Origin of the sequence: Streptomyces sp. A 4/2, from assembly GCF_940670765.1 — a bacterium.
Classification (GTDB): Bacteria; Actinomycetota; Actinomycetes; order Streptomycetales; family Streptomycetaceae; genus Streptomyces.
The window spans coordinates 241205-256943 of the sequence record NZ_CALNVW010000017.1 but is presented as its reverse complement, the minus strand read 5'-3'; the positions used below and the strand labels follow the sequence as shown (position 1 = coordinate 256943).

Annotated in this window: 11 protein-coding genes; 7 read left to right on the top strand and 4 right to left on the bottom strand. The window is 71.0% G+C overall.

The genetic code is table 11. The features are described from left to right. Positions 1-78 precede the first annotated feature (78 nt). Positions 79-984 (top strand): Gfo/Idh/MocA family protein, encoded by a 906-nt coding sequence (locus tag NBY69_RS12040; RefSeq protein WP_250300785.1) that lies wholly within the window; start codon positions 79-81, stop codon positions 982-984. On the opposite strand, the gene lnt is transcribed toward NBY69_RS12040, so the two are convergent. Beyond that, positions 908-2479 carry an apolipoprotein N-acyltransferase gene (gene lnt / locus NBY69_RS12035; protein ID WP_250300783.1) on the bottom strand — a complete coding sequence of 524 codons (1572 nt, stop codon included), beginning with the start codon at positions 2477-2479 and terminating at the stop codon, positions 908-910. The genes NBY69_RS12040 and lnt overlap by 77 nt on opposite strands. Positions 2480-2575: 96 nt before the next feature. Next, entirely contained in the window at positions 2576-3076 is a 501-nt protein-coding gene (locus tag NBY69_RS12030) for a nuclear transport factor 2 family protein (protein ID WP_250300782.1), read from the bottom strand. Between the two features lie 201 nt (positions 3077-3277). Between NBY69_RS12030 and NBY69_RS12025 the strand changes: the two genes are divergently transcribed. The 5 genes from NBY69_RS12025 (at position 3278) to NBY69_RS12005 (ending at position 13512) form a co-directional block, all read left to right on the top strand. Beyond that, complete coding sequence (locus tag NBY69_RS12025; RefSeq protein ID WP_250300780.1) at positions 3278-6982, top strand: S8 family serine peptidase; 3705 nt, start codon at positions 3278-3280, stop codon at positions 6980-6982. Between the two features lie 142 nt (positions 6983-7124). Further along, positions 7125-9005, top strand: a complete 1881-nt coding sequence (locus tag NBY69_RS12020; protein WP_250300778.1) for a methylmalonyl-CoA mutase subunit beta — start codon at positions 7125-7127, stop codon at positions 9003-9005. After that, positions 9005-11206: a methylmalonyl-CoA mutase gene (gene scpA / locus NBY69_RS12015; protein WP_250300777.1), complete on the top strand. Its 2202-nt coding sequence runs from the start codon at positions 9005-9007 to the stop codon at positions 11204-11206. Before NBY69_RS12020 ends, scpA begins: the two co-directional genes overlap by 1 nt. Positions 11207-11210: 4 nt before the next feature. Then, positions 11211-12206: a methylmalonyl Co-A mutase-associated GTPase MeaB gene (gene meaB, locus NBY69_RS12010; RefSeq protein ID WP_250300776.1), complete on the top strand. Its 996-nt coding sequence runs from the start codon at positions 11211-11213 to the stop codon at positions 12204-12206. A 352-nt stretch (positions 12207-12558) separates the two neighbouring features. Then, a complete protein-coding gene (locus tag NBY69_RS12005) occupies positions 12559-13512 on the top strand; it encodes a slipin family protein (RefSeq protein ID WP_250300774.1) in 954 nt (317 codons plus the stop codon). A gap of 15 nt (positions 13513-13527) precedes the next feature. Here the strand turns inward: NBY69_RS12005 and NBY69_RS12000 are convergent, their stop codons facing one another. Together NBY69_RS12000 and NBY69_RS11995 are read right to left on the bottom strand one after the other, a co-directional pair. Beyond that, positions 13528-14403, bottom strand: a complete 876-nt coding sequence (locus tag NBY69_RS12000) for an undecaprenyl-diphosphate phosphatase (RefSeq protein WP_250300772.1) — start codon at positions 14401-14403, stop codon at positions 13528-13530. A 172-nt stretch (positions 14404-14575) separates the two neighbouring features. Further along, positions 14576-15280, bottom strand: a complete 705-nt coding sequence (locus tag NBY69_RS11995) for a TVP38/TMEM64 family protein (protein WP_250300771.1) — start codon at positions 15278-15280, stop codon at positions 14576-14578. Between the two features lie 197 nt (positions 15281-15477). On the opposite strand from NBY69_RS11995, the gene NBY69_RS11990 reads away from it, so the two are divergent. Beyond that, the gene (locus tag NBY69_RS11990; RefSeq protein WP_250300770.1) at positions 15478-15648 is read left to right on the top strand and encodes a hypothetical protein; all 171 of its coding nucleotides are present in this window, start codon (positions 15478-15480) and stop codon (positions 15646-15648) included. Positions 15649-15739: the final 91 nt, after the last annotated feature.

Genomic DNA, 15739 nt, shown 5'->3' with positions numbered 1-15739 from the left:
GGGCAGTTCCACCAGCTCCCCTATGCTGACCAGGCACAGCACCAGGAAGCGACAGCGGCAAAGCGTGAGGGAGACCCTGTGAAGGTCGGCTGTATCGGGCTCGGGGACATCGCACAGAAGGCCTATCTGCCGGTGCTGACCACCCGGCCGGGAATCGAACTGCATCTCCAGACCAGGACCCCGGCCACTCTCGACCGGGTCGCGGCGACGTTCCACATCCCCGCCGACCGCTGCCACACCGATCTGGACGCGCTGCTCGCCCAGGGGCTGGACGCGGCGTTCGTGCACGCGCCGACCGCCGTGCACCCGGAGATCGTGTCCCGGCTGCTGGAAGCGGGCGTGGCCACCTACGTCGACAAGCCGCTCGCCTACGAACTCGCCGCATCGCAGCAGCTGGTGCGCCTCGCGGACGACCGGCAGGTGAGCCTGGCCGTCGGCTTCAACCGCCGACTGGCGCCGGGGTACGCCGAGTGCGCCGAGCTTCCGCGCGATCTGATCCTGATGCAGAAGAACCGCGTCGGCCTCCCCGAGGACCCGCGCACGCTCGTCCTCGACGACTTCATCCATGTCGTCGACACCCTGCGCTTCCTGGCGCCCGGCCCGGTCGAGCACGTGGACGTACGGGCCCGGATCCGCGAAGGCCTGATGCACCATGTGGTGCTGCACCTCTCGGGCGACGGCTTCTCGGCGATCGGCACGATGAACCGGCTGAACGGCTCCACCGAGGAGATCCTCGAGGTCTCCGGCCGCGACACGAAGCGTCAGGTCGTCAATCTCGCCGATGTCGTGGACCACCAGGGGCAGCCGAGCCTGCGCCGCCGTGGCGACTGGGTTCCGGTGGCCCGCCAGCGTGGCATCGAGCAGTCCGTGCTGGGCTTCCTCGAAGCGGTGGCCGCGGGCAAGCTGCTCAGTGCCCAGGACGCCCTGCTGACCCACGAACTGTGTGAGCGTGTGGTGCTGCGGGCTCTGGAGCAGGCCGCCTGATCGAGCGCACGCCCTCGAACGCGCACAGCACGGCGAGGACGGCGAGCGCCCCGTGCACCGGCCAGTCGCCGAACCTGACGTACAGCGTGGTGCCGTGGGCCAGCGGGATGTCGTACACCTCCGACGCGCTGCGGTCGGTACCCAGCCAGGAGCCGACCCGGCGGCCGTCGGGCCCGTACACCGCGCTCACCCCGGTGAGCGTGGCGTGCACCATCGGCCGCCCGCTCTCGGCTGCCCGCAGCGCGGCCAGCGAAGCGTGCTGCTCGGGAGCCCAGCTGTGCTGGAAGGACGAGGTCGACGACTGGTCCACCAGCAGTTGGGTGCCGTCCCGGGTCAGCTGCCGGCTCATGTCGGGGAACGCCGACTCGAAGCAGATCAGCGGACCCAGCCGGAGCCCGTCGGGCAGCGTCATCACCACCTGGTGGGTGCCGCGCTCCCGGTCCTCGCCCGCGGCCCTGCCCACCGAGGTGGCCCAGCCGAGCAGCGAACGGGCCGGGATGTACTCGCCGAACGGGACCAGCCGCATCTTGTCGTAGCGGTCGCCGGTGGGTCCCGCCGGGCCGACAAGTACTGAACTCTTGTAGATGCCCGGAGTGCCGGACCGCTGGGCATCCACGTTGACCAGGATGTCCGCGCCGGTCTCCCGGGAGAGCTTCGCGACCCTGGAGGCCAGGTCCGGGCGCGCGGTGAGGTCGTGGACGACGCTGCTCTCGCCCCACACCACCAGGTCGGCGCCTCGGCCCGCGAGCTGACGGGTGAGGGTCTCACTGCGGGTGAACCGTGCGCCGACGCTCCCGGTAACCCCTGGCTGCACGACCGCGACCCGGGTCCGTCCGCTGTCCTGCGGGCGCGGCGCCCACACCCACACGGCCCCGGTGACGACCGCGCAGGCCACCACCCCGGCCGCCGCGGTGCTCCGCGCGGACTCCGCCACGAGCAGCCCCACCGCTCCGGTGTTGACCGCCACGACCAGCAGGCTCACCAGCCAGACACCGCCCACCGACGCCAGCCGCAGGGCCGGTGCCACCTGCCACTGGCTGGAGCCGAGCAGTCCCCAGGGGCCGCCCAGCCCCTGCCAGGATCTGACCAGCTCGACCATCAGCCAGCCCGAGGGGACGACGACCAGGGACGCCGCGACACGCGAGGCGCTCGCCGTCACGCTGAGCATCCAGCGGACCAGCCATCCCCAGGGCGCCCACAACAACCCCAGCAGCGCGGCCAGCACCACGATGAACACGTTCAGGCTCGGAATCAGCCAGTGGTGCACGGAGATCATGAAGCCGGTGCCGCCGAGCCAGCCGTCCAGTGCCGCCCGCCGCGCGGTGGGCGCCGCGCGCACCAGCAGCATCCAGGGCACCAGCGCCACATACGCGAACCACCACAGGGACGGCGCCGGAAAAGCGAGCGCGGGCAGCGCCCCGGCCAGCAGCGCGGCGGCCCCACGCCACCACGGCGACAGAAGGAGCTGTCGCAGCCGCCCGAGCGGAATCCGCATCCGCGCCTCCTCGTGCTCGCTCCCCGTACACGGTCCTTCCCACAGTGTGAGGGCGTGGGGTGATTTCGGACAGTGGGCCGGTCCGGGCCGGTCGTGTCAGGCGCCGCCCGCGACGGGTCCCCGGGCTCCTGGGGCGCTCCGCCACTTCTCCTGGACGAGGACCGTGCGCAGCCGCCAGCCCTCGTCCGTACGCACCAGGCTGAAGGTGTACCGGCCACCGGACATGAAGTTCGGCTCCGTCGAACCGCCGGCAGCACCGTCCTGCGGGGACCGCAGGCGCATCGGGTTCACGTAGTCGGCCTGCAGCTCCGCCCGGTCTCCCGGATAGCCGCCCAGGTCCTGGATGTGCAGCCGTCGGTTGACGATCAGATGCTGACGCACCGGGAACAGCCGCATCATCTCCGCGAGCCACTCGGCGACCTCGGTGACAGGCCCTTCCACTCCGCCGGCCGTGCGGTAGTCGGCCCTGCCGTCCGGGGCGAACAGGGCGCGGTAGTCCGCCCATGCCCCGTCGTCCACGGCCACCGCGTAGCCGGTGACGAGTTCGTCGATGTCGAGCCGGTCCATCACGGTGGCGAGTTCCACGCGCTGCGTCATCGGCTCAGTCTCCGGCAGCGGCTGCCCGGGGCCAAGGGGTGCGCCGAAACGATCATCAACTCCCCTGTGTTCGCTGGCAGTTAGCCGCCATGTCGCCTATCCGCCAGCTCATTCGCCCCACGGCACGATGCTCTGCACCGAGACTCTTCGCAGCGCTCGGGACCACCCCCGTTTTCCCGGGCCGACGGAGAGAGGGGCACCATGACCAGAGCACTTGCGTGGCGAAGAGCAAGGTGGCTGTCCGCCGGACTCACGCTCGTACTGCTCCCGGCAGGTCAGGCACTCGCGGCGGGCGGGACGGGCAAGACCCCCGCCTCGGCGCACGGAGCGTCGGTCACCGCACACGCGACACACACCGTCACGCTGATCACCGGTGACAAGGTGACGGTCACCGACCTCGGCAGCGGCCACAGCACCGTGTCGGTGGAGCGTCCGAAGGGCGCCACCGGAGCGATCCGCACCCAGACGTCCGGCGGGCGGGTCAGCGTGCTGCCCGACGAGGCGCTGCCGTACCTCACGTCGGGAGCCCTGGACAAGCGGCTGTTCGACGTCACCGGGCTCATCGAGCAGGGGCTCGGCGGCCCGAAGGCCGACGGCCTGCCCCTGATCGTGACGTACGGCAAGGGCGCCCGCAGCGCCGCACCGCGCGGCGCCGAGACCGTCCGCGCCCTGCCGAGTGTGGGAGGCGCCGCCGTGAAGGCCTCCTCCTCCGGCACCTTCTGGAAGACGCTCACCGACTCCCGTACCCGGCAGGCCGGTTCGTTCGCGGACGGTGTCGCGAAGGTGTGGCTGGACGGCAAGGTCAAGGCCGACATGGCCGAGAGCAACGCCCAGATCGGCACCCCCGCGGCCTGGGAGGCCGGACTCACCGGCAAGGGCGTCAAGGTCGCCGTCCTCGATACCGGCATGGACGGCGAGCACCCCGACCTCAAGGGCCGGGTGAGCGAGAGCAAGTCGTTCATCGAGGGCGCGGAGGTCACCGACCGCCACGGCCACGGCACGCACACCCTGTCCACCGTCGGCGGCAGCGGCGCGGCCTCCGACGGCAAGGAGAAGGGTGTCGCCCCCGAGGCCGATCTCGCCGTCGGCAAGGTGCTCTCGGACCAGGGCGAAGGCTCCGATTCGCAGATCATCGCGGGCATGGAGTGGGCCGCCAAGGACATTCACGCCAAGGTCATCAGCATGAGCCTGGGCTCCCAGGAGGCCAGCGACGGCACCGACCCGATGGCGGAGGCGGTGAACACCCTCTCCAAGGACACCGGCGCGCTGTTCGTGATCGCCGCGGGAAACACCGGAACCCCCTCGTCCATAGGCTCGCCCGGCGCCGCCGACTCCGCGCTGACCATCGGTGCGGTGGACTCCGCCGACAAGGCCGCCTACTTCACCAGCCAGGGTCCCCGCCTCGGTGACAACGCGCTCAAGCCCGATCTCTCGGCGCCCGGCGTGGACATCCTCGCCGCCCGCTCGCAGTACTCCCCGGGGACCGGTTCGTACGTCAGGATGAGCGGCACGTCGATGGCGACCCCGCACGTCGCCGGAGTCGCCGCGCTGCTCGCCCAGAAGCACCCCGACTGGACCGGGCAGCAGCTCAAGGACGCCCTGATGTCGACGTCCAAGACGCTCCCCGACTCGGTGTACGCACTGGGCGCGGGTCGGGTCGACGTCCCCGCCGCCACGACCGCGAGCATCACCGCGACCGGCAGCGCCGACCTCGGCTTCTACTCCTGGCCGTACGAGGACAACAAGCCCGTCACCCGCACCCTCACCTACACCAACTCCTCCGACGCACCGGTGACGTTGACGCTCGCCGCTGACGGAGCGGCTGCCGGGGTCGCCAAGCTCGCCGACACGAGCCTGACCGTACCCGCGCACTCCACCGCGCAGACCACGGTCACCGGCGACGGCGCGAAGGCCCCCGTGGGCAACACCTCCGGGCAGATCACCGCGAGCGTCGGCGGCAAGACCGTCGCCCACACCGCGTTCGGTCTGGTCAAGGAGGAGGAGCGCCACAGCCTCACCGTCCACGTCAAGGACCGGGACGGCGCCCCGACCGCCGCGTACCTCGCCGTCCAGAAGCTCGCCGAGGGGGTCGACCCCGAATCCGCGAGGGTCGACGACTCCGGCACCGTCACCCTGCGGCTGACGCCCGGCACGTACGACCTGGAGTCCTTCCTCGACGTGCGCGGCGCCGGCGGCAAGGACTCCCTGGGGATCGGCTACCTCGGCAGCCCCGAGATCGTGCTCGACCGCGACCGCGAGATCACCCTGGACGGGCGCAAGCTCCGCCAGGTCAAGGCAGAGGTGCCCCAGCGCACCCAGACCCGCCAGCTGGTGTTGGAGACCAACCGCAAGGCGAACGGGGCCGACTTCACCGAAGCGATCCAGGTGCCGATCAAGTACGACAGCATCTTCGCCGCGCCCACCGGGAAGGTCGGCACGGGCTCCTTCGAGTACCGCACCGTCTGGCGCCTCGGAAAGCCGCAGCTGGAAGCGGTCGCGGGCGGCAAGCGCCTCAGCGACACCGTGGTGCAGGTCGGTACGACCCTGGTCGAAGGCCGTCACAAGGTCGCCGTCGCGGACCTCGGAACGGGGACCGCAGCGGAGTACGAGGGCAAGAACGTCCGGGGCAAGGCCGTGCTCGTGCACGCCACCGCCGGTGTCACTCCCCAGCAACTCGTAGGCGCCGCGCAGAAGGCGGGCGCACAGTCGCTGTTCGTCACCGACGACGCACCGGGCCGCCTCAGCGCCTGGTTCGGCGCCGCGGACGGCACGACCGTCCCCTTCCAGGTGGCATCCGTCAACCAGGCCGACGGCGCTCTGCTGGCCGCCACCGCGCGGAAGAACGGCAAGGTCGAACTCACCGGCACCCGCTACACGCCGTACGTCTACGACCTCTCCGAAGGCCACTCCGGCGGGATCCCGGACAGGGACCTGACGTACCAGCCCGGCAAGCGCGACCTCGCCACGCTGAACACCACGTTCTACGCCCCGAAGGCCGTGGACGGCGGCGACTTCCGCTACTCGCTCACCGATACCTTCCCCATGGGGCTGGGTTTCCTGGAGAAGAACGCCTTCCCCGGGAAGCGCACCGACTACGTCAGCACGGGCAAGGGCCAGCTCTGGCACGAGTCGGTCACCGCGGGTCCGCTCTCGATCGAGGAGCGCAGCGGGCTGGTCACCTACAAGGGCGGTACCCGCTCGGCGCTCGACTGGTTCAAGCCGGTACTGCACCCCTGGCTCGGCACCGGACTCGGCTGGGGCCAGCAGCGCGCGGGCAACAACCTGCAGTTCAACACCCCCGGCTGGGGCGACTCCGGCCCCGACCACACCGGATTCGGCGACGTGTGGAACGACACCTCGTTGATCCAGACCACCGATGTGTACGCCAACGGGGTCCTGCTCGGCCACAAGATGGGCTCGGGCAACAACGTCTGGAACGTCGACCCGGCCGAGACCACCTACAAGGTGGTCACCGACCTCAGGCGCGACCCCGACACCTGGGTGCTCGCCACCGAGGGCCACGCCGAGTGGACCTTCCGGTCCGCCGAGACCGCGGCCGACCACTACACCTACCTGCCGCTGCTCAACCTGGGCTTCGACGTGGACACCGACATCGCCGGTAACGTCCGCGCCGGGCAGAAGCTCCCGATCGGGATCAGCGCCGAGTACGTCAAGGGAGCGGTCGGCACCGGGAAGATCAAGTCCGGGACGCTGGAGGTCTCCTACACCATGGGCAAGACCTGGCAGCCCGTCGCGCTGGACGGCGCGCACGGCACGACGGCGTCCTGGAAGGGCACGCTGTCCGTACCGAAGGACGCGGACTACGTCTCGCTCCGCGCCTCCGCCACCGATGACAAGGGCGGCTCCGTGAAGCAGGAGATCATCCGCGCGGTGGGGGTGAAGTAGGCGGGGGTGAAGTAGCCCACGGTTTCGGACCCGGGAGCCCGGTACGGCACCAGCCGTACCGGGCTCCCGCACGACCGAGAGAGGCCAACGTCACAGTGGTTCGGCCAACCGCCCCTTCGGCGCCCTGGCCTAGCATCTGACCATGACGGTCCTGCCCGACAACGGGCTCCCCCTGGCCGCCGAATTCCCGCGTGCGACCCATGAGCAGTGGCAGAGCCTTGTGGAAGGCGTGCTGCGCAAATCGGGTAAGGATGTCTCGGGTTCGGCGGCGGAAGCAGCGCTCTCCACCACGCTGGACGACGGGCTGGTCGTCCAGCCCCTGTACACGGCGGCGGACGGCGGCGGCGATCACGGATTCCCGGGCTTCGCCCCCTTCACCCGGGGCAGCGTGCCGGCCGGCGGCGCCACCGGTGGCTGGGACGTCAGACAGCGGCACAGCAGGCCCGACCCGGCGCGTACCAACGAGGCCGTGCTCGCGGACCTGGAGAACGGTGTCGCCTCGGTATGGCTCGCCGCCGGCGCGGCCGGTGTGCCGGTGTCCGGACTGGGCCGCGCCCTCGAAGGCGTCTATCTCGACCTCGCCGCGGTGGCCCTCGACGCGGGCGCCGAATTCCACGACGCGGCGACGGAGTTGCTCCGCCTCTACGAGGAGCGGGGAGTGGCCCCCGAGGCCGCGCTCGGCAGCCTCGGCGCGGACCCTCTGGGACTCGCCGCCCGCACCGGCCGGTACGACGCACTCGCCGGGCACACGGCGCAGGCCACCGAACTGGCGCAGCTGTGCCACCGTCACCACCCCGGCCTGCGGGCGCTCGTGGTGGACGCGCTGCCGTACCACGAGGCCGGTGCGTCGGCCGCCCAGGAGCTCGGCTGCTCGCTGGCCACCGGCGTGGCGTACCTGCGTGACCTGACCGGAGCGGGGCTGGACGTCGCCGCTGCCTGCGGCCAGCTGGAGTTCCGTTACGCGGCCACCGCCGATCAGTTCCTGACGATCGCGAAGCTGCGCGCGGCCCGCCGGCTCTGGGCGCGGGTCGCCGAGGCCGCCGGAGATCCGGCCGCGGGGGCGCAGCGCCAGCACGCGGTGACCTCGTCGGTGATGATGGCGCGGCGCGACCCCTGGGTGAACATGCTGCGTACGACGATCGCCTGCCTGGCGGCCGGGACGGGCGGGGCGGACGCGGTGACCGTGCTGCCCTTCGACCACGCACTCGGACTGCCGGACGACTTCGCCCGCCGTATCGCACGCAACACCTCGACGATCCTGGTCGAGGAGTCCCATCTGGCACGGGTGATCGACCCGGCGGGCGGCTCCTGGTACGTGGAGCGGCTGACCGACGAACTGGCCCGGGCGGCCTGGGACTGGTTCCAGGAGATCGAACGCGCCGGAGGCCAGGAGGCAGCCCTGCGGTCCGGACTGATCGGGGAACGGCTGGCCACCACCTGGGAGCGGCGCAGCGCGAAACTCGCCGCGCGGCGTGAACCCGTCACCGGCGTCAGCGAGTTCCCGCAGCTCGCGGAGCGCACCGTCGTACGGGACGAGGCGCCTGCCGCCCCGCACGGCGGTCTGCCCAGGGTGCACCGCGACGACGCCTTCGAGGCGCTCCGCTCGCGTTCGGACGCCCATCTGGCCGCGACCGGCGCCCGGCCCCGGGTGTTCCTGGCGGCGCTGGGCCCGGCCGCCGCACACACCGCCCGCGTCACCTTCGCCGCCAACCTCTTCCAGGCGGGCGGGGTCGAACCCGTCCACGACCCGGTGACCGTGGACCCGGACACGGTGGCCGCGGCATTCGCCGCCTCCGGCGCGACCACGGCCTGCATCTGTTCCAGCGACGCGCTCTACGCCGAGCAGGCCGGGCCCACGGCGGGCGCGCTGAGAGCGGCGGGCGCACGCCGGGTCTTCCTGGCCGGACGCCCCGGGGAACACGAGGACGCCTGGCGGGAGTCGGGCGTCGACGAGTTCGTCTTCGCCGGAGGCGACGTGGTCACCGTCCTGACCTCCGTCCTCGACCGTATGGGAGTGGCGTAATGCAGATCCCGGACTTCTCACAGATCGAGCTGGGGCCCGGTACCCCCGACGGGACCGCCGACGAGCAGTGGCGGGCCGCCGTCAAGGAGAGCACCGGCCGCAGCGTCGACGAGCTGGTGTGGCAGACCCCCGAGGGCATCCCGGTCAAGCCGCTCTACACCGGCCAGGACACGGAGGGTCTCGACTTCCTCGACACACACCCCGGCATCGCCCCGTATCTCCGCGGGCCCTACCCGACGATGTACGTCAACCAGCCCTGGACGATCCGTCAGTACGCCGGATTCTCCACCGCCGAGGAGTCCAACGCCTTCTACCGGCGCAATCTCGCGGCCGGTCAGAAGGGGCTCTCGGTCGCCTTCGACCTGCCCACCCACCGCGGTTACGACAGCGACCACCCGCGGGTGACCGGTGACGTCGGCATGGCGGGCGTCGCGATCGACTCGATCTACGACATGCGGCAGCTCTTCGACGGCATCCCGCTGGACCGGATGACGGTGTCGATGACGATGAACGGCGCGGTGCTGCCCGTGCTGGCCCTGTACATCGTCGCGGCCGAGGAACAGGGTGTGCCGCCGGAGAAGCTCGCCGGGACCATCCAGAACGACATCCTCAAAGAGTTCATGGTCCGCAACACCTACATCTATCCGCCGAAGCCCTCCATGCGGATCATCTCCGACATCTTCGCGTACACCTCGCAGAAGATGCCCCGCTACAACTCCATCTCCATCTCCGGCTACCACATCCAGGAAGCGGGCGCGACGGCCGACCTGGAGCTGGCCTACACGCTGGCCGACGGTGTGGAGTACCTGCGGGCGGGCATCGCCGCCGGGCTCGATGTGGACGCCTTCGCCCCCCGGCTCTCCTTCTTCTGGGCGATCGGCATGAACTTCTTCATGGAGATCGCGAAGATGCGGGCGGCCCGGCTGCTCTGGGCCAGACTGGTCAAGCAGTTCGACCCGAAGAACGCCAAGTCCCTCTCGCTGCGCACCCATTCACAGACCTCCGGCTGGTCGCTCACCGCGCAGGACGTGTTCAACAACGTGACGCGCACCTGCGTCGAGGCGATGGCCGCCACCCAGGGCCACACCCAGTCGCTGCACACCAACGCCCTCGACGAGGCGCTGGCCCTGCCGACCGACTTCTCCGCCCGTATCGCCCGCAACACCCAGCTGCTGCTCCAGCAGGAGTCCGGGACCTGCCGGGTGATCGACCCGTGGGGCGGCAGCGCGTACGTCGAGAAGCTGACCCATGACCTCGCGGAGCGTGCCTGGCAGCACATCGAGGAGGTCGAGGCGGCCGGCGGCATGGCCCAGGCCATCGACGCCGGAATCCCCAAACTCCGGGTGGAGGAGGCCGCCGCCCGCACCCAGGCCCGGATCGACTCGGGCCGTCAGCCGGTCATCGGCGTCAACAAGTACCGGGTGGAGACCGACGAGGAGATCGACGTACTCAAGGTCGACAACTCCTCGGTGCGCACCCAGCAGATCGCCAAACTGAACCGGCTGCGCGAGGAGCGCGACGAGGCGGCCTGCCAGGAGGCGCTGCGCGCGCTGACCACGGCGGCCGGACGGGATCCGGGCCCCGGCCTGGAGGGCAACCTGCTGGCTCTCGCGGTCGACGCGGCGCGGGCCATGGCCACCGTCGGCGAGATCTCCGACGCCCTGGAGAAGGTCTACGGGCGGCACGCCGGGCAGATCCGTACCATCTCCGGGGTGTACCGGACCGAGGCAGGGGAGTCGCCTTCCGTGGAGCGCACCCGCTCGCTGGTGGAGTCCTTCGAGGAGGCGGAGGGGCGCCGTCCGCGCATCCTCGTCGCCAAGATGGGCCAGGACGGCCACGACCGGGGCCAGAAGGTGATCGCCACCGCCTTCGCCGACCTGGGCTTCGACGTCGACGTGGGCCCGCTGTTCCAGACCCCGGCGGAGGTGGCGAGGCAGGCGGTCGAGGCGGATGTGCACATCGTCGGGGTCTCCTCGCTGGCCGCGGGGCATCTGACGCTGGTGCCCGCGCTGCGTGAGCAGCTGGCGGCCGAGGGACGTGAGGACATCATGATCGTGGTCGGTGGGGTCATCCCGCCGCAGGACGTCCCGACCCTGCACGAAGCCGGGGCCGCCGCGGTCTTCCCGCCGGGGACGGTCATCCCGGACGCCGCGTACGACCTGGTGGTCCGGCTCGCGTCCGCGCTCGGCCACGAGCTCTGAGCCGATGCCGCCGGTGATCGACATCGACAGTTACGTCAAGGGCGTCCTTGACGGGAAGCGTGCCTTCATCGCGCGGGCCATCACCCTGGTGGAGTCCACCAGGGCAGATCACCGCGCGCTCGCCCAGTCGCTGCTGACGGAGCTGCTGCCGCACTCCGGAACGGCCCGCCGGATCGGGATCAGCGGGGTGCCGGGGGTCGGGAAGTCGACGTTCATCGACGCCTTCGGCACCCTGCTCACCGGCCTGGGCCACCGTGTCGCGGTGCTCGCCGTGGACCCCTCGTCCAGCAGGACCGGCGGCTCCATCCTGGGGGACAAGACCCGGATGGAGCGGCTGGCCGTCGACCCGGCGGCCTTCGTCAGGCCCTCGCCGACCTCGGGCACGCTCGGCGGCGTGGCCAGGGCGACCCGGGAGGCCATGGTCGTGGTGGAAGCGGCCGGGTACGACGTCGTCCTGGTGGAGACCGTCGGGGTCGGCCAGTCGGAGACCGCCGTGGCGAACATGGTGGACTCCTTCCTGCTGCTCTCGCTGGCCCGCACGGGTGATCAGCTGCAGGGCATCAAGAAGGGCGTCCTGGAGCTCGCCGATCTCATCGCGGTGAACAAGGCGGACGGCCCGCACGAACGCGACGCACGCGCCGCGGCCCGTGAACTCGCGGGCGCGCTGCGGCTGATGAACACGGCCGACCCCGCCTGGACCCCACCTGTCCTCAGTTGCAGCGCCCGGGAATCCCTCGGCCTCGACACGGTCTGGGAGCGGCTGGAGCAGCACCGTGCGGTCCTCGACTCGTCCGGCAGGCTGGCCGCCAAACGGCGCGAGCAGCAGGTCGACTGGGCGTGGACGATGGTGCGCGAGGGGCTGCTCAAGCAGTTGCGCGACCATCCGGAGGTACGCAGGACCGCGCCGCTGGTCGAACAGGAGCTGCGCGACGGGACGTTGACCCCGACGCTCGCGGCGGAGCGGATCCTCGGCGCGTTCCGGGAGACGCCGCAGCCCTGATGCCGCGACGCCGCAGCCCTGACGTCGCGATGCCGGGCCGGTACGGAGATCCGCACCGGCCCGGCATCCTGCCCCAGCCGTTCGGCGGGGATCGCCTCACGCTCCTTGCGCGGCGGGCGGGCCACTTGCGCACGTTCGGTATCCCTGGTGCGACGGCCGACCCGCCCTCGTCATCACCGTACGCATCCACAGCGCACGGAGGGTGACAGGCCATCCGGCTCGCGGGCGCGTCCGCCGGGCATACGCCTCGTGACCGTCGCTGCGAACGGCCCCTTTCCCGGGCGGATCGGCGGCGCCGCAATTTGGGGCATATCGTGGGTTGCATGGACGACTCAGGCAATAGGGGGTCGTAATGGTGACAGTGCTCTTGACAGTGATAGTCGTGATCCTCTGTGTGGCCGTGGTCTACGGGCTGTCGGCGGCCAGGGTCATCAAGCAGTACGAGCGGGGTGTGGTCTTCCGGTTCGGCCGGCTCCGTGAAGCCGAGCGACTGCCGGGATTCACCACGGTCATTCCGGGTGTGGACCGGCTGCGCAAAGTGAACCTCCAGATCGTGACGATGCCTGTGCCTGCGCAGGAGGGCATCACCCGGGACAACGTGACCGTCCGGGTCGACGCCGTCGTCTACTTCAAGGTGGTCAACGCGGCCAGCGCGCTCATCGCGGTCGAGGACTACCGGTTCGCGGTCTCCCAGATGGCACAGACCTCGCTGCGTTCGATCATCGGTAAGAGCGATCTGGACGACCTGCTGTCCAACCGGGAGAAGCTCAATCAGGGACTTGAGCTGATGATCGACAGTCCGGCGATCGGCTGGGGTGTGCAGATCGACCGGGTCGAGATCAAGGACGTGTCGCTGCCGGAGACGATGAAGCGGTCGATGGCGCGGCAGGCCGAGGCCGACCGTGAGCGGCGGGCCCGGGTGATCAACGCGGACGCCGAGCTCCAGGCATCGAAGAAACTGGCCCAGGCGGCCGAGGCGATGTCCGAGCACCCCGCGGCCCTCCAGCTGCGTCTGCTGCAGACGGTGGTGGAGGTGGCGTCCGAGAAGAACTCGACGCTGGTCCTGCCGTTCCCGGTGGAGCTGCTGCGCTTCCTCGAACGGGCCCAGCGGTTCCCGCAGATGCCGCAGGGACCGGCTCCCGCGACGACGGCCCCTGAACCCGAGGTGGCTGCCGCCGATACCAACGAGGCGGTGGAATCCGTTGATCCCGTGCCGGAGATCGACCCGGGGACAGCGGCTACGGACACCGGGAGTGATGCGGATCCGGACCCGGGGGCAGGGCGCGGGACGGGCGGCACCCCGTAGTCGTCCGCCCGGCGCTCAACCGCCCGCCGGGCCCGCGTCCGGGCTGAGCGCTCCGGTGCCGACGAGGACGAACAGAGCGACGCCGAGCAGGACCCGGTAGACCACGAACGGCATGAAGCTCTTGGACGAGATGAACTTCATGAACCACGCGATGACCGCGTAACCGACGGCGAAGGCGACGACCGTCGCCAGTAGCGTGGGCCCCCAGGCCACCTGACCGCTGCTGCCCGCATCCTTCAACTCGAAGGCCCCCGAGGCCAGGACGGCCGGGATCGCCAGCAGGAACGAGTAACGGGCCGCGGCCTCCCGGGTGTAGCCCATCAGCAGCCCGCCGCTGATCGTCGCGCCCGACCGGGAGACGCCGGGGACCAGGGCCATCGCCTGGCAGAGGCCGTAGACGAGACCGTCCTTGACGCTCATCTCCTGGAGCGACTTGCGCTGCTTCCCCGCACGGTGTCTGCCGCCGCTCTCGTCGCGGGCGGCCAGCCGGTCGGCCGCACCGAGCACGACACCCATCGCGATCAGGGTGCAGGCGATGACGCGCAGATCACGGAACGAGGTGTCGATCTGGTCCTTCAGCAGGATGCCCAGTACCCCGATGGGTATCGTCCCGACGATCACGAGCCAGCCCGTCCGCGCGTCCTGGTCGCCGCGCAGCGAGCGGTCGGTGAGCGAACGGAACCAGGCGGAGACGATCCGGGCGATGTCCCGGCGGAAATAGATGATCACCGCCGCCTCGGTGCCGATCTGGGTGATGGCCGTGAAGGCCGCCCCGGCATCGGGCCAGCCGGCGAAGGCCGAGGTCAGCCGCAGGTGGGCGCTGGACGACACGGGGAGGAACTCGGTCAGCCCCTGCACGAATCCGAGGACGAACGATTCGAACCAAGACATGGGTGTGGGCCGTCCAAGGGATCAAGGGGCTGGTGCGCAGGGGGAACGTAACGTCCGAAGGTGTACGACCGGTGACGCGAGTGCGTACGGTCGGCCAATGCCCCTGGGGCGGTTCCGGCTCCCTTGCCGGTGATGCCCCGGCCCGCCGTATCTCCTGCGGACCGCGGCGCTCTCAACGACCGCGCAGCCGGTGGCGTTTACGCCAGGCGAGCCATGCGGCGCCCACCCCCGACACCACGATGAAGCCTGTCGACACGAGGAAGGCGGGTGAGGTGGGGGACGCCGCCTCGCTGCCCGCCACCACGTAGGCGGCCGTGTTCGGGACCGACCCCAGCGCGGTGGCCACCAGGAACGGCAGCCACCCCATCCGGGACACCGCCGCACAGTAGTTGGCAGCCGCGAACGGCACCCCGGGGAAGAGCCGGAGCGCGAGCATCGAGCGGAATCCGTGCCGGCTCAACTGGCCGTCCGCCGCCGTCAGCCAGCGCCCGCGCAGCAGCGGACGGAGCGCGCCCTGCCCCAGCACCCGGCCGAGACCGAACGAGACGCCCGCCCCGAGCACCGTCCCGGCGACCGCGGCGGCCAGCCCGACCTGACTGCTGAACAGCGCACCCGCCGCGAGATTGAGCAGCGGACGCGGCACGAAGGCGGCGGTGCAGGCGCCGTACGCCACCGAGAACAGGACGACCGCCGTGACACCGCTGAGCTGCGGAGGCCAGCCGTCGGCGAGCAGCCGCTGCGGCTGGAACAGCAGCATCAGGGTCGCGGCGGCCAGCAGAACCACCACGAGCAGGGAGAGCCGGGACCAGGGCGAGACGAGTGCTCTGACACAGCGCGCGGTCAGGCCGGCGTCGGTTCGGGCAGCGGGCTCCAGCATCCCGGGAGACTAACCGACCCGCGCATGTGATCGCCGTGAGGTGCGCCGCACGGCACCGGACCGCCGGCTCGTGTGCGTGCGCCTGCCCGCGTTTTCCCGCGCGGACCTCGGGGCTTCCACGGGTTCCGGAACCCGTGAACTTCCGTACGGGGAAAACCAGTCGACGCGCCCCGGGTGCTGCGGGCAGGATCAACCGCATGTTCCGGTACGCCTTCCTCCTCGCGCCGTCCGCAGTCGCGGACCCGCCGAAGGCTGCCGGTTTCCCCGATCTCACGGCAGCAGCCGCAACCGCAGCAACCGCAGCAGCCGCAACCGCAGCGGCCGTGCCCGCCGCTGCCGAGGCGCCCTTCGGCGGCGCCCGAAGCTGACCCTTCCCGGATCGTCCGGCGGACCCCGCAGGGGGAGGGTCGGCCAGACCAGGGGGGTCCCGCCACGCTTCGACATCCTGAGGAAGAAAGC

Coding starts and splice junctions, on each gene's coding strand:
- NBY69_RS12005 (WP_250300774.1), top strand. CDS start 12,559: ATGGTGACAGTGCTCTTGACAGTGATAGTCGTGATCCTCTGTGTGGCC.
- NBY69_RS11995 (WP_250300771.1), bottom strand. CDS start 15,280: ATGCTGGAGCCCGCTGCCCGAACCGACGCCGGCCTGACCGCGCGCTGT.
- lnt (WP_250300783.1), bottom strand. CDS start 2,479: ATGCGGATTCCGCTCGGGCGGCTGCGACAGCTCCTTCTGTCGCCGTGG.
- NBY69_RS12000 (WP_250300772.1), bottom strand. CDS start 14,403: ATGTCTTGGTTCGAATCGTTCGTCCTCGGATTCGTGCAGGGGCTGACC.
- NBY69_RS12025 (WP_250300780.1), top strand. CDS start 3,278: ATGACCAGAGCACTTGCGTGGCGAAGAGCAAGGTGGCTGTCCGCCGGA.
- NBY69_RS12020 (WP_250300778.1), top strand. CDS start 7,125: ATGACGGTCCTGCCCGACAACGGGCTCCCCCTGGCCGCCGAATTCCCG.
- NBY69_RS12030 (WP_250300782.1), bottom strand. CDS start 3,076: ATGACGCAGCGCGTGGAACTCGCCACCGTGATGGACCGGCTCGACATC.
- meaB (WP_250300776.1), top strand. CDS start 11,211: ATGCCGCCGGTGATCGACATCGACAGTTACGTCAAGGGCGTCCTTGAC.
- NBY69_RS11990 (WP_250300770.1), top strand. CDS start 15,478: ATGTTCCGGTACGCCTTCCTCCTCGCGCCGTCCGCAGTCGCGGACCCG.
- scpA (WP_250300777.1), top strand. CDS start 9,005: ATGCAGATCCCGGACTTCTCACAGATCGAGCTGGGGCCCGGTACCCCC.